At 64.9% G+C, this 13,820-nt stretch carries 13 protein-coding genes and 1 tRNA gene; 12 read left to right on the top strand and 2 right to left on the bottom strand.

Features of this window, described 5'->3' with window-relative positions:
- Positions 1-2,331: a molybdopterin-dependent oxidoreductase gene (locus HD883_RS10225; RefSeq protein WP_179585864.1), complete on the top strand. Its 2,331-nt coding sequence runs from the start codon at positions 1-3 to the stop codon at positions 2,329-2,331.
- Positions 2,332-2,342: 11 nt separating this feature from the next.
- A tRNA-Arg gene (locus HD883_RS10220) sits at positions 2,343-2,417 on the top strand.
- A gap of 28 nt (positions 2,418-2,445) precedes the next feature.
- On the opposite strand, the gene HD883_RS10215 is transcribed toward HD883_RS10220, so the two are convergent.
- Positions 2,446-3,381, bottom strand: a complete 936-nt coding sequence (locus HD883_RS10215) for a LysR substrate-binding domain-containing protein (protein ID WP_179585866.1) — start codon at positions 3,379-3,381, stop codon at positions 2,446-2,448.
- A 112-nt stretch (positions 3,382-3,493) separates the two neighbouring features.
- Between HD883_RS10215 and HD883_RS10210 the strand changes: the two genes are divergently transcribed.
- From HD883_RS10210 to HD883_RS10195, 4 genes are all read left to right on the top strand, one after another.
- Positions 3,494-4,417, top strand: coding sequence for an FAS1-like dehydratase domain-containing protein (locus HD883_RS10210; RefSeq protein WP_179585869.1), 924 nt, complete (start codon positions 3,494-3,496; stop codon positions 4,415-4,417).
- Entirely contained in the window at positions 4,414-5,718 is a 1,305-nt protein-coding gene (locus HD883_RS10205) for a CaiB/BaiF CoA transferase family protein (RefSeq protein ID WP_257022124.1), read from the top strand. The genes HD883_RS10210 and HD883_RS10205 overlap by 4 nt, the downstream gene beginning before the upstream one ends.
- Positions 5,715-6,629 carry an HpcH/HpaI aldolase/citrate lyase family protein gene (locus HD883_RS10200; protein ID WP_179585871.1) on the top strand — a complete coding sequence of 305 codons (915 nt, stop codon included), beginning with the start codon at positions 5,715-5,717 and terminating at the stop codon, positions 6,627-6,629. The genes HD883_RS10205 and HD883_RS10200 overlap by 4 nt, the downstream gene beginning before the upstream one ends.
- 69 nt (positions 6,630-6,698) lie before the next feature.
- A complete protein-coding gene (locus HD883_RS10195; RefSeq protein WP_179617608.1) occupies positions 6,699-7,679 on the top strand; it encodes a Bug family tripartite tricarboxylate transporter substrate binding protein in 981 nt (326 codons plus the stop codon).
- A gap of 58 nt (positions 7,680-7,737) precedes the next feature.
- On the opposite strand, the gene HD883_RS10190 is transcribed toward HD883_RS10195, so the two are convergent.
- Positions 7,738-8,580 carry a zinc-dependent alcohol dehydrogenase family protein gene (locus HD883_RS10190; RefSeq protein WP_257022123.1) on the bottom strand — a complete coding sequence of 281 codons (843 nt, stop codon included), beginning with the start codon at positions 8,578-8,580 and terminating at the stop codon, positions 7,738-7,740.
- Here HD883_RS10190 and HD883_RS10185 point away from each other — a divergent pair.
- From HD883_RS10185 to HD883_RS10160, 6 genes are all read left to right on the top strand, one after another.
- Positions 8,566-9,483 carry a LysR family transcriptional regulator gene (locus tag HD883_RS10185; protein ID WP_218863172.1) on the top strand — a complete coding sequence of 306 codons (918 nt, stop codon included), beginning with the start codon at positions 8,566-8,568 and terminating at the stop codon, positions 9,481-9,483. The two genes, HD883_RS10190 and HD883_RS10185, sit on opposite strands and share 15 nt — an antisense overlap.
- Positions 9,484-9,660: 177 nt before the next feature.
- The gene (locus HD883_RS10180; protein WP_179585875.1) at positions 9,661-10,029 is read left to right on the top strand and encodes an AraC family ligand binding domain-containing protein; all 369 of its coding nucleotides are present in this window, start codon (positions 9,661-9,663) and stop codon (positions 10,027-10,029) included.
- Positions 10,026-10,796 (top strand): HpcH/HpaI aldolase family protein, encoded by a 771-nt coding sequence (locus HD883_RS10175; protein WP_179585877.1) that lies wholly within the window; start codon positions 10,026-10,028, stop codon positions 10,794-10,796. The genes HD883_RS10180 and HD883_RS10175 overlap by 4 nt, the downstream gene beginning before the upstream one ends.
- The gene (locus tag HD883_RS10170; RefSeq protein WP_179585879.1) at positions 10,793-11,740 is read left to right on the top strand and encodes a DUF6282 family protein; all 948 of its coding nucleotides are present in this window, start codon (positions 10,793-10,795) and stop codon (positions 11,738-11,740) included. Before HD883_RS10175 ends, HD883_RS10170 begins: the two co-directional genes overlap by 4 nt.
- Positions 11,741-11,742: 2 nt before the next feature.
- Positions 11,743-12,630 carry an IclR family transcriptional regulator gene (locus HD883_RS10165; RefSeq protein WP_218863174.1) on the top strand — a complete coding sequence of 296 codons (888 nt, stop codon included), beginning with the start codon at positions 11,743-11,745 and terminating at the stop codon, positions 12,628-12,630.
- A 28-nt stretch (positions 12,631-12,658) separates the two neighbouring features.
- On the top strand, positions 12,659-13,735 hold the full coding sequence (locus tag HD883_RS10160) for a dihydroorotate dehydrogenase (RefSeq protein WP_179585881.1): 1,077 nt from the start codon (positions 12,659-12,661) through the stop codon (positions 13,733-13,735).
- Positions 13,736-13,820 lie beyond the last annotated feature (85 nt).

The following is a 13,820-nucleotide window of genomic DNA, read 5'->3' as shown; positions in this document are numbered from 1 at the left end:
ATGACCACTGATACCCGCCGTTTTCCTTCCCTGTCGCACTGGGGCGCCTTTACCGCCGTGGTCCAGGACGGCCGCCTTGTCGATTGCGAGCCTTTTGAACGTGACAGCGCGCCGTCGGCCATCCTGTCGTCGATGCCGGGCATGGTGCACTCGCCGCTGCGCGTGCGGCGGCCCGCGGTGCGCAAGGGGTGGCTGGAACAGCGGGAAGGCAGCGACCGGACGGCGCGCGGCAGCGATGCCTTCGTGGAAGTCAGCTGGGACAAGGCGCTGGAACTGGTCGCTGGCGAATTGGGCCGCGTGCGCGGCACCTATGGCGATTCGGCGATCTTTGGCGGGTCGTACGGCTGGTCGTCGGCCGGCCGCCTGCACCACGCCCGCACCCTGACGCACCGTTTCCTGAACAGCGGCGGCGGCTGCATCAACCAGGCGGGCAACTACAGCTGGGGCGCCGCGCAGTTCCTGCTGCCGCATGTGATCGGCACCTATACCCCCGTGACCGGCCGCGTTACCGATTGGGAAAGTGTGATCGCCCACACCCGCCTGTTCATCGCGTTTGGCGGGCTGGCGCTGCGCAACGCGCAGATCACGTCAGGCGGGGCAGGGGACCATTCCACGGCGGCGTGGGTCGCCAAGGCGCGCGCTGCCGGCGTGGACTTCGTGGTGATCAGCCCGACCCGGGGCGATGTGCCCGACGACCTGGACGCCCGCTGGATTCCGATCCGCCCCAACACCGATACCGCCATGATGCTGGGCATGCTGCACACCCTGATCGATGCCGGACGGCACGACCGCGCCTTCGTGCGTTCGCATTGCGTGGGGTTCGAGCCGCTGGCCGACTATGTCATGGGCGTGACCGACGGCCTGCCCAAGGACGCGGCGTGGGCCGAAGGCATCACCGGCGTGCCCGCCGAAACGGTGCGGCAACTGGCGCTGGACGCGGCTGCCACGCGCAGCCTGCTGACCTGCACGTGGTCCTTGCAGCGCGCGCATCATGGCGAACAACCCTACTGGACCTGCATCGCGCTGGCCGCGGCCATCGGCCAGATCGGGCTGCCGGGCGGCGGCTTTGCCTTTGGCCATGGGTCGATGAACGGCGTGGGCAACCCGCGGCCCAACGCCCCCGGTCCGGAAATGGGTTCCGGCGCCAATCCGCTGGGCAAGTCGATTCCGGTCTCGCGTCTGTCGGACATGCTGCTTTATCCCGGACAGCCGTACGAATTCAACGGGCGCCACGACACCTATCCCGATATCCAGATGATCTATTGGGCGGGCGGCAATCCCTTCCATCACCATCAGGACCTGAACAAGCTGGTGCGCGGCTGGCAAAAACCCCAGACCGTGGTGGTGCATGAAAGCTGGTGGACACCCACCGCGCGGCGTGCCGACATCGTGCTGCCGGCCACCACCACGCTGGAACGCAATGACATTGGCGGATCGTCCCGTGACCGGTTCGTGCTGGCCATGCACCAGGCCCTGCCGCCCCAGGGCGAAAGCCGCAACGATTTCGATATCTATCGCGAACTGGCCGCCATGGCCGGGCACGAGGCGGCCTTTACCGAAGGCCGCAACGAGATGGATTGGCTGCGGCATATTTTTGATGGCATGGCCATGGGCTGGGCGCGCGGCGGCTTTGCCATTCCCGACTTCGACACCTTCTGGGCGCAGGGCTTTGCCGAGCTGCCGCCGCCCGAACGCGACTTCGTGCTGTTCGACAGCTTCCGCGAGGACCCGGTCGCGCATGCACTCAAGACGCCGTCAGGCAAGATCGAACTGTATTCGGAACGGATTGCCGGCTTCGCGTACGCCGATTGCCCGCCGCATCCCACCTGGATGCCCCCGGCGGAATGGCTGGGCGCCGAAGCCGCCGATACCTGGCCGCTGCATCTGGTGACGTCGCAGCCCGCCGACAAGTTGCACTCGCAAATGGACGCGGGCGCGCTGTCGGTGGCGGCCAAGGTCGCGTCGCGGGAACGGGTACGCATCAACCCGGCCGATGCGGCCGCGCGCGGGGTGTCGGCCGGTGACGTGGTCCGGGTGTTCAACGATCGCGGCTCCTGCCTGGCGGGCGCGGTCATCGATGACGACGTCATGCCGGGGGTGGTGGTCATGTCCACGGGCGCGTGGTTCGACCCGCAGAGCACCAGCCTGGAACGCCACGGCAATCCCAATGTTCTGACCATGGATGTGGGCACGTCGCAGCTGGCGCAGGCGCCCAGCGCGCTGTCGGCGCTGGTGGAAATCGAAGGCTGGACCGGGACGGCGCCACCGGTGCAAGCCTTCGATCTGCCCGAGGGCATCGGGGCGCGGGCGCCGGTTGGCGATACCGTATAATCCGCGCCAGTCTCCCCGTCGCACAATGGATAGTGCAATCCCCTCCTAAGGGATAGATGCAGGTTCGATTCCTGCCGGGGAGACCAGATCAGCCTTCCGCGTCATCCTTCCGCGTCATCCTTCTACCGCCATTGCCCCCGACATCGCCTCGTCGACCTTGTCGCGGGTCAGCCCGGGCGTCACCGTCTCCACAAAATCGTATTGATGCCGCGGCCAGTAGGCGCCCCGGCGCGCGACCACGTACACCGTGCTGGTCGGAAACAGGTGATCGATCGGTGCGGCCGTCAGGTTGCGGTCCAGGTCGCTGGCATACGCGATCACCGGAATCACGGCCAGGCCCAGGCCGATCGACGCGTAATACTTCATCACCTCCACATCCGTCCCGCGCACCGCGATCTTGGGCGCCAGCCCGGCATCATCAAACGCCTGGATCAGCCGCCGGCCGATCGCATGCTGTTCGCTGTAGGTGATCAGCGGGTAGGCCGCCATGGTTTCCAGCGTGATCGGCCCATCGAACACGGCGTGGTCGGGCGGACCGATCAGCACATGCTTGAAGGTGTAGCAGGCAATCGCGACTACCGACGGCGGCAGCGCAGGGGGCAGGGTCGAAATGCCCAGGTCCGCCTGCCCCGTCAGCACCAGATCGGAAATTTCGCTGGGATTGGCCTGCACGATGTTCAGGGCGATTTCCGGATGCCGCCGCGCAAAGCTCGGAATGATGTCCTGCAGCGCGTAGCGCGCGTGCGTGTGCGTCGTTGCAATGACCAGCCGGCCCTGCGCCCGGTGCTGATGGTCGCTTACGATCAGGCCGATGTCCTGCGCCGCGGCAAGCATGGCTCGGGCGCTGCGCAGCACGTCTTCGCCCACATCCGTCAGCCCCAGCAGCCGGCTTTTCGATCGCACCAGCAACGTTGCGCCCAGGCTGTCTTCCAGCTGCTTGATCTGTTTGCTGACGGCGGGCTGCGTCATGCACAGCACGCGCGCGGCCCGCGAAATGCTCATGGCTTCGTCGACAACGACACAAAAGGCGCGGATTTGCTGGAGTTTCATGGTGGCCGGGGTGGGGTATAGCGGTTTGGAATGGACATGAGCAATTTATCAGTTTTCGGAAATGGGTGGCCCGGCTAGGATGCGTGCATACAGAAAATCTCACGGAGACACAGTGAACGCCACCCCATCCGCCCAGACGGCGCCGCCGTCCGCCGCCGCGCCTGCCGAGGATCTGCAGGCCTGGATCGGCCGCACCGAAACCGTGACCGACACCGTGACCCCGCAACTGGCCGAGCGCCTGGCCGCGACCGTGGAATCGAACCGGGTGGGCCTGCGGCGCGGCGATGCCTTGCCGCAGGGCTGGTACAGCGTGCTGTTTCCGCGGGTGGTGCCGCGTTCGCAGATCGGGCGGGACGGCCATCCGGCGCTGGGCGATTTCCTGCCGCCGGTCGCCTTGCCCAAGCGCATGTTCGCGGGCAAACGCATGCAGTTCATTGCCCCCATCCGGATTGGCGACGACGTCGAACGGGTATCCGAAATCGCATCGATTGCCAACAAGCAGGGCAGCACCGGTCCACTCGTGTTCGTCACCTTGCGCCACACCATCCGCAATGCGGCAGGCGTCGCGGTGATCGAAGAGCAGGACGTGGTGTACCGCACGGCGGCGTCCGCCGTGGGCAAGGAAGGCGCGCCGGCGGCTGCGGCCAAGGCGTCTGCACCGGCCTTCACTGCCGACAAGACGTCGCCGGTCATTACCGCCGATCCGGTCATGATCTTTCGCTACAGCGCGTTGTGCTTCAACGGTCATCGCATCCATTACGACCAGCCGTATGCCACCGGCGTGGAAGGCTACCCCGGGCTCGTGGTCAACGGCGGCCTGTCGACCCTGTGCGCGATCGAACACCTGCACGACGCCTGGGGCATGCCGTTCGCAACCCTCAGTACACGGAACACCTCGCCCCTGTTCGAAGGCCAGCCCTTCCATATCGAAAGTGCGCAGGAAGGGGATGGCGCGATCGGCTTTCGGGTCGTGAGCGAAGCCGGCAAGACCATTGTGATGGGTCAGGCCACGCTGGCTGACGGGAGCAAGGCATGAGCACCGACACGAGCACCAACATGAACATTGCCGCAGCGCCTGGGAACGGTCAGCGCGCGCCGCTGGAAGGCATGCGGATTGTCGACCTGACGCAAGTCGTGGTCGGCCCCCTGGCCACGCAGATCCTGGCCGACTTTGGCGCCGAAGTGATCAAGATCGAACACCCGACGGGCGACCTGTCGCGCTGGATTGGCGGCCGTTCGCCCACCACGCCGGGCATGTCGGGCAAGTATCTGCACCTGAACCGCAACAAGAAAAGCCTGGCGCTGGACCTGAAGAAACCCGGCGCGCTGGATTCGTTGAAAAAGCTGATCGCCACCGCCGATGCCGTCGTGCACAACATGCGTCCGCAAGCCGCGGCACGCCTGGGCCTGGCGCCGGAAGACCTGCAGAAGCTGAAGCCCGACCTGATCTATTGCAGCGTGGTCGGCTTCGGCCAGGAAGGCCGCTACAAAGACAAGCCTGCCTACGATTCCATCATCCAGGGCGCATCGGGCCTGGCGTCGATCAACGATGGCACCGACGGCGTGCCGCGCTATGTGCCCATGGTGATTGCCGACCGTACGGTCGGCGTCATGCTGGCCAACTGCCTGCTGCTGGCCGTGGTGCAACGCCTGCGCTACGGCGGCCCGCAAACGGTCGAGCTGCCCATGTTCGAAAGCATGGCCGCCTTTGTGCTGGCCGAGCACATGTTCCTGAAGACGTTTGATCCGCCATTGGGGGGCGCGGGCGACAGCCGTCTGCTCAATCCGAACTCGCGCCCGATCAAGACGCTGGATGGCTACATCTGCATGACGGCCAACACCGACCCGCAGGTGCACGCCATGTTCCGAGCGATCGGCCGGCCGGAACTGAGCGTGGATCCGCGCTTTGCCGACAAGAAGGATCGCTTCGAAAACATTGGCGAAATGTTCCGCATCCGCAACGAGATCTTTGCGACCAGGACAACGGCCGAATGGCTGGCCATTCTGGAAGCCGAAGACCTGCCCGCCATGCCCATGCACACCCTGGACTCGGTGCTGGAAGATCCGCACCTGGCGGACACCGGCCTGTTTCAGAAGGTCGAGCATCCGACCGAAGGGACGCTGACCAACCTGCGCAACCCGGTGCGCTTCGCGACCTACACGCCGGCCCTGCGGAACATCGCGCCGCACATCGGCGAGAACAGCCGCGAGGTATTGCAAGAGGTGGGCTACACCGATGCGCAGATCGAAGACATGATTGCAGCGGGCGCGGTGGCGCAATACGCGCCCAAGGCGAAAAAGACCGCGGCGGCCGAACCCGCAAAGGCGCAGGCATGAACGCACACATCGTGAAGCGCGAACTGCCTGTGTGGCGGTCCTTGCTCTATGTGCCGGCCAACGTGACCAAGTTCGTCGACAAGGCCCATACCCGCGGCGCCGACGCCATCATCCTGGACCTGGAAGACAGCGTGCCCGTGTCCGAAAAGGCCACGGCCCGCCTTGGCTTGCAAGCCGCTGCGCAGACCGTGCGCCAGGGCGGCGCGGATGTCGTTGTGCGGATCAACCGTCCACTGTCGCTGGCCGTGCGCGACATCGAAGCCTGCGTGCTGCCCGAGGTCGATGGCATTGCCATCACCAAGGTCGACGGCGCATCGCATGTGCGCCTGATCGACGAACTTGTCAGTGAACTGGAGATTCGCCAGGGGCTGCCGCTGGGCCATACGCGGCTGATGGCCATGATCGAAACACCCGATGCCTTCGAGGTCATGACCGAGATCGCGCGCGCGTCCGCACGCATGGTGGCCATCAACATCGGCGGCGAAGACTTCGCGCTGAATGGCGGCTTCGAGCCCACCGATGAAGCCCTGTTGATGCCCAAACAACGCATGATCCTGGCGGCCCGCGCGGCCGGTGTCATGCCCCTGGGTTTCATTGCGTCGGTGGCCGACTTTTCGGACATGGAACATTTTCGCGCCATGGTGCGCCGCTCACGCCAATTCGGGTTTGATGGCGCGAGCTGCGTGCATCCCGGACAAGTTGCGGTCGTCAACGAAGAATATGGTCCCAATGCCGACGCGGTCGCGTATGCGCGCCGCCTGCTGGATGCGAACACCCAGGCCGAAGCCGAGGGCAGGGCATCCTTCCAGATCGACGGCAAGATGATCGACGTGCCGGTAGTCGAACGCGCGCGGCGGCTGCTGGCAAGGCATGCCAGCATCGAAGCCCGCCACCGCAGCCAGGCCAGATAAGTTTTTGTTGTGTTGAAAGGCGGCGCGCGAACCGCCTCATTCCGAGTATCAGAACGACGAGGAGACGTCATGTTCAAGAAGCACCCCGTAGCAGTTTCAATGTTGGCCGCCCTGTGCATCGTGGGCTCCGCCCAGGCCGCCGACAGCTACCCGACCCGCCCGATCACGCTGATCGTGCCCTTCACCCCCGGTGGCAGCACCGACATCATCGCGCGCGTGATGAGCAAGCAGCTGGGCGCCGCGCTGAACCAGACGATCATCGTCGAAAACAAGCCAGGCGCGGGCGGCATCATCGGCACGCAAGCCGCCAAGGCTGCCGCCCCCGATGGCTACACCATCATCATGGGCGCCATCGGCACCTTTGGCGCCAACGCCACCATGTACCGCAAGCTGCCCTACGACCCGGTCAAGGACTTTGCACCGTTGTCGCTGGTGGCCGCCGTGCCGAACGTGCTCGCCGTGAACCCGTCGCGCCTTGACGTCAAGAATGTGGACGAACTGGTCAAGGCCGCCAAGGCCAAGCCCAACGGCTACGACTACGCGTCGGGCGGCAACGGCAGCGCGGCCCACCTGGCCATGGAGTACTTCAAGCTCAAGGCCGGCATCCAGCTGCAACACGTGCCCTACAAAGGCACCGCGCCTGCACTGAACGACCTGATCGGAGGCGTGACGTCAGTGGTGCTGACGGGCTTGCCGCCGCTCTACCCGCACATCCAGGGCGGCCGTCTGCGCGCCATTGCCGTTGCGACCCCCAAGCGCCTGCCCCTGCTGCCCGACGTTCCAACCATTGCCGAAACCAAGGGCATGGAAGGTTTCGAAGCCAGCCAGTGGTATGGCCTGCTGACTGTGGCCGGCACCCCCAAGCCCATCGTGGATCGCCTGAACCGCGAGATCATCAAGGTGCTGAACAGCCCCGAAACGATCGAGATCTTCAAGAAGGAAGGGCTGGAACCGATGCACAACACGCCTGAAGAATTCGCCAAGTACATCAAGGACCAGATCGCCCTGTGGCGTCCGGTGATCCAGCAGGCGAACATCATCATCGACTGATCGCTTATTGCGCTGTGGTTATCCATGAACCGCGTCCCTTGGGGCGCGGTTTTTCCATTCAGCGTGCGTCGCTGGACGGCCCGCCGATCGTGATGACCACCTTGCCGAACGCACCGCGCGCCAGGTGCTCGTACGCTTCGCGCGCCTGGTCAAACGTATACACGTGGTCAATGACCGGCCGGATCCGGTTCTGGCCAAGGAACGCATTCATGCGGTCGAACGACGACCGAGGCGCGACCGCAATACCGCGGATCGTTGTCTGGCGGAAGATCAATGGCATCAGATTCAATGACGTCGTCTGACCTGTCAGGAAACCGATCTGGGCAATGCGGCCCGCCGCCCGGGTGGCTGCCACGGATTGATTGATCCCGTCGCCGCCTGCCACGTCGAGCAGCAGGTCCACGCCGTGTCCGCCGGTCAGCTTCAGCACTTCGGTTGCCCACTCCGGATGGGTGCGATAGTTGACACCTGCAACGGCGCCGAGCGCCTTCAAGGCATCGATATTGGCATCCCGGCTGGACGTCACGATCACCTTTGCGCCGAGTGCCGTAGCGATCTGCGCAGCGAATACCGACACGCCGCCCGACCCTTGCACCAGCACCGTCTGCCCCGGCTGGATCTGGCCGAAATCGACCAGCGCGTACCAGGCCGTCAAGGCCGCGATGGGCAGCGTGGATGCCTCTTCATCCGTCATGTTCTCGGGCGCGCCGACCGCACTGTCTTCATGGATGATCATGTACTCGGCCAAGCCGCCGGGCAGCGGTGACCCGAAGCAATATTCCGGTTCATCCGGGCCCGGTGCGCCGTCCAGCCAGTGCGAATACAGATGGGAATTGACGCGGTCACCCACCGCAAACCGGGTGACGCCTTCGCCCAACGGAGCGACATGGAACTGCTGCAATCCCTGCAGGTGTTTGCGCGGCTTGCCGAGCTGGGCAGCTTCACCAAAGTGGCCGAGGCCATGCAGCTCGGCCGTCCTTTTGTCACGCGATGCATTCAGGACCTGGAAGCATCGGTGGGCGTCAGGCTCGTCCATCGGACGACACGCACCGTAAAGTTGACCGTGGAGGGGGAACGTTTCTATGAACGGGTGAAGGACATCCTGGGTGACATCGCGCGCACCACGTCGATGTTCGATCCGCGCCGTTCGACGCTTCAAGGCCGCTTGCGGGTCGATATTCCCTCGGCATTCGCGCAACGCAGCCTGATGGAAAGTCTGAAAGCGTTTACCGAAACGTTTCCCGATATCGAGCTTGTGGTCGGGGTCACGGATCGGACCGTGGATCTCATTGCTGAGGGGGTCGACTGCGTGCTCCGGCTTGGCGAGCTGCCCGATTCCAGCATGGTGGCGCGACCCATCGGGTCCGTGGTCATGGTGACCTGCGCGTCGCCGCAGTACCTGGCGACGTGGGGCGAACCGCGATCGTTGAGCGATCTGGCCCGGCACCAGGGCGTCAATTTTCTGTCGGGGGAAAGCCATCGTCCGATGCCGTGGCTGTTTTCGGAAGACGGGCAGGACCGTGCCTTTCCCAGCCGCGGCGCCATCACGGTCAACGAGTCGCATGCCTATGTGCAGTGCGGACTGGCCGGGTTCGGCATCATCCAGGCGCCAGGCATCACGTTGGACGCCCACCTTGCCAGCGGCGACCTGATCGAGGTGCTGCCCTTTGCGCGGCCCAGCCTGCGGCGCGTCTCCGTGCTGTATCCGAGCCGCACGCATCTGGCACCGCAAGTACACGCCTTTGCGGACTGGCTGGCGGAGCACATCCCGCCCATGCATCCGGCGTGGTTCAAGGCGAGCTGAGCCGCAGCGCCGGACCTCCTGCACCTTTCACTTCGCGTCTTTCGACTCAGGGAAAACACGCCCCGAGCGACGCGTCACGCCCATTGACGCCCCAGTTCGCCATCCGTATGATGTTTCTATCAAAGAAAAGACGTTCTACTGAAAGAAACGATATAAGCATTGAGCCGGAGGCAAGACATGACGCAAGCCCATCTCTACAACTGGAATTCCCTGCCCAGGGAAACGGTCCGCAAGGGCGTTGAACGGGTCGGGTTCCGGGGTGACGACACGATCTGTGTCATGAACTGGCTTACGCCAGGCATGGACACCAACCCCCATCAGCATGACTTCGAACAACTGGTGGTGATTGTGCAAGGACGCGTGCGATTCCACGTGGGGGACGACGTCGTTGAAGGCGGGCCGGGCAGCATGATCCGCATCCCGCCACACGTCATGCATTACGCCGAACCGGTGGGCGACGAAGTGGTGCTGAACCTCGATATCTTTTCGCCCTTGCGTGCGGACTATCAGCATCTGGTCGCGCATCAGGCACACGAATTCCCATGACCTCGCCCTTCAGGCAGCGGCTGCGCGATCGCGACGTCCTGAGCGCGTGCTTCATCAAGACGCCGGCGTTTCAGCATGTCGAAATCGCGGGCACGAGCGGGCTGGATGCGGTCGTGCTGGACACCGAGCATGCGTCGTTCGATCCCTCACAACTGGACGTCTGCCTGCTGTCGGCGCGGGCGGCAGGCACGGCAGGCCTGGTGCGGCTGGCCGATCAGCGTCCCGAAACAGCGTTGCATGCGCTGGATCTGGGTGCTGCGGGCGTGGTGGTGCCGCATGTCAAAGACGCTGCAACGGCGCGTGCGGTGGTGGCCATGTGCCGCTATCGCAATGGCGAACGGGGCTTCAGCAACTCGCCGCGTGCTGGCGGTTATGGCGCCATCGGCATGGCTGACCACGTCACGGCGTCCGATAACGCGATCAGCGTGATTTGCCAGATCGAAGACGCTTCGGCGATCGACCACGTGGCCGACATCGCCGCCGTGCCCGGCGTGGACTGCCTGTTCATCGGCCGCGCGGATCTGGCCCTGTCATATGGCGTGACACAACTCGATCACCCGCGGGTCGATGCCGCGATCGCCACCATCATCGACGCCGGGCAGGCAAGGGGGACCGCGGTCGGCATCTTCCTGGCCGACGCCACGGCCGTCGACAGTTACGCACAACGCGGGGTCAGCTTCTTTGTGATCGGGTCCGATCAAAGCTGGCTGCGCAGCGCGGCCACGCAACTGGCCGCGTCCATGAACCCCCGGAGACAACCAACATGAATGCCGTTCCCAAACCCGTTCCAGCCCCCATCGGCCGCGATCGTGACGCGACCATCGACCAGCTTGTGAAGGGTGCCATTGACCTGCACTGTCACAGCGGACCGTCGGTCATGGCGCGCTACCTCGACCATATCGAAGCGATGAAGGAAGCGTCCGAAGCGGGCCTGCGCGCCTTGCTGCTGAAGGACCACTACTACTCGGCCACGCCGGTGACCGCGCTGCTGAACAAACACTTCAGTGAGCTGGGTGTGCTGATGCTGTCGGGCGTGCCGCTCAACAACGCGGTCGGCGGACTCAATGTGCATGCGGTGGAGCATGGCATCAAGCTGGGCGCGCGCCTGGTGTGGATGCCGACCTTTTCGTCAAAGAACCACATCGATCATCACAAGGCGGATGCGCACTTCACCGATAAATTTCCGCAGACCAAACGCAAGATGATCGAGCCCGAGCCCCTGACGGTACTGGATGCGCAGGGTCGCCTCAAGCCCGAGGTCAAAGACATCCTGGACCTGATTGCGGAAGCGGACGTGGTGCTATCGGGCGGCCATCTTCACATCAGCGAGATGTGGCCCTTGTTCGATGAAGCGCGCGCGCGCGGCGTAAAGCGCATCCTGGTGAACCATCCGACCTATGTGGTGGACGCGACGCTGGACGACATGCGGGAACTGGCGCGGCAGGGCGTGTACATGGAGCACTCCATGTGCATGTGGGTGCCGGGTTCCAAGTTCAAGTTCTATGACCCGGAATTCCTGCAGCAGGTGATCGATGCCGGCACGGTCGACCTGACCATTCTCGGCTCGGATCTGGGGCAGGTCGGCAACCCGCGCATCGTTGACGGATTCCGCAGCGTGATCGGCACCTGCCTGGACCTGGGGCACAGCGAAGAGGACATCCGTAAAATGACCTCGACCAATGCCGCCACCCTGATGGGACTCGAGGACTGACCGTGACACCACGCAATGACGATACGCTGCCGACCCTGCCTGCCGGCTTGCCTGCCGACCCGCCGGATGAACCGGCGAAGGCCGGGCCGGCGCTGCTTGAATCGGTAGCGATCGTCTTCGCGCTGCTCGACCAGCTGACCCTGGCCCGCCGGCCGATGGGCGTGACCGAACTGGCCGCGGCCATGGACGAGCCCAAGCCGCGCGTGTATCGGCATCTGGCGTCGCTGCGGCAACTGGGCATCGTCGAACAGGACCCGGCCAGCGAGAAGTATCGCCTGGGCGCCAAACTGGTGGGCTACGGCATCGCGGCAGGGGAACAGTTCGACCTGCGGCTGATTGCCGATCCCTACCTGACGCGCCTGCGCGACCAGACCGGGCAGACCGCGTTGTTGTCGGCGGCCACGCACGATTCGGCGCTGGTGATTTCCGCGGTGGACTCGACGCGGCAGGTCTGCATCACGGTCAAGCCAGGCAACCGCGTGCCGGCGCATTGTTCGGCGCAGGGGCGCATCGTGCTGGCCTGGTGCGACGAACTGACCCAGCGCAAGTTGTTGAAGCGGCAGTTCGAAGCCTTCACGCCCGCGTCGATGGTCGATCCGGTGCGCCTGGCCGAACGCCTGCAGAAGATCCGCCGCGACCTGTACGAGGACGCGTGCGGCGAAGTGCTGGAAGGCGTGAATGTGCTGGCCGCGCCAATCTTTCGCGGCACCGATAAAGGCGATGAACTGGTCGGCACCATTGGCGTGATCGGCCCGACAAAAGACGTTCCGTCGCCTCCGCAGGCCGGCCTGATTGCCCAGGTGCAGGAAGCGGCGGCCGAAGTCAGCGCGCGCCTGAATAGCGGCGCGTACGAACACCTATTTGCGGCGCTGTCGCGCCATCGCGGCTGACGGTGTCGGCGCGCGAACAAGGAAGACCATGACACGATCCAGCACCACGGTTGGCACCCTCAGACTCAAGAACCCCGTGATCTGCGGGTCAGGCGAACACACCATGACGGGCGACGCGATCCATGCGGCGCTGGCGTGCGGCGCGGGCGCCGTCGTGGCCAAGTCGATCAACGAATCCGTGGCGGCCAAACGCCAGCTGGATCGCACGGACTACCAGTTGCTGGACGGCCAGTGGAACCGCCTGCCGTGGGACTTTGCCCCGCCTGCCGATGCGCAGGTGTTTTGCCGCTCGGGCCTCATCCAGCAGCCGTTTGCGCAATGGATGGAAACCTTGATCCGTGCCGACCGGCATGCGGCCACGCTGGATGCCTATGTGATCCCGAGCCTGATCCTGAGCGACCTGGCGCAATGCGCGGCATACGCCACCGCGATCCAGGACATGGGGTTTCGGGTGCTTGAAGTGAACATCGGCGCGCCCCATGGCGATGAAGCCGCGAAGGGCGCCATCGTCCTTGAACGTGACGCCGCCCGTATCGAGACCATCGTGTCCACACTGCGCCGCGCGACCACCCTGCCGTTGTGGATCAAGCTGACGGGGCAGAGCGAAGACGTCACCGGCCTGGCCGATGCCGCCCGCCGCGGCGGGGCCGATGCCGTGGTGATGATGGGGCGCTTCATGGGATTCCTGCCGGATCTGGAAACCGAAAAGCCGATGCTCGACACGTCGGCTGCGTTGGGCGGCGGGTGGGCCTTGCCGCTGACCGCACGGTGGATTGCGTTGACCCGCCGCCGGCTGGGCAAGGATTTCCCGCTGGTCGCCACCAATGGCGCGCGGTCCGGCCTGGATGTGGCGCGCTTTCTTCTGGCGGGCGCCTCGGCCACCGAGATGACGTCGGCCGTCATGGCGGGCGGCTATCAGGTGCTGACCGACAGTGTGGCGGAACTGGATCGTTACCTGCATCGGCGCGGCCGCACGGCCGAGGCCCTGATTGGCGCCGCGGCCGACCGCCTGCAGTCGTATGGCGAGCAGCCTGAACGGCCGGGGTACTGGCAGTCATTCGTGCCCGCGGCGGCATCCACCGAGCCCATGGCCGCACGAACGTGACCCAGTTTCCGCAGTAACTGCGATGCCTGTGTGGCCCAGGCACCGGTCTGTCGCCGTACCCGGCTGGCGGCGCCCGCCACGCATG

The organism is Pigmentiphaga litoralis, assembly GCF_013408655.1.
Classification (GTDB): domain Bacteria; phylum Pseudomonadota; class Gammaproteobacteria; order Burkholderiales; family Burkholderiaceae_B; genus Pigmentiphaga; species Pigmentiphaga litoralis_A.
Note: the sequence above shows the minus strand (reverse complement) of the source record. Positions and strands in the feature narration are given on the sequence as shown.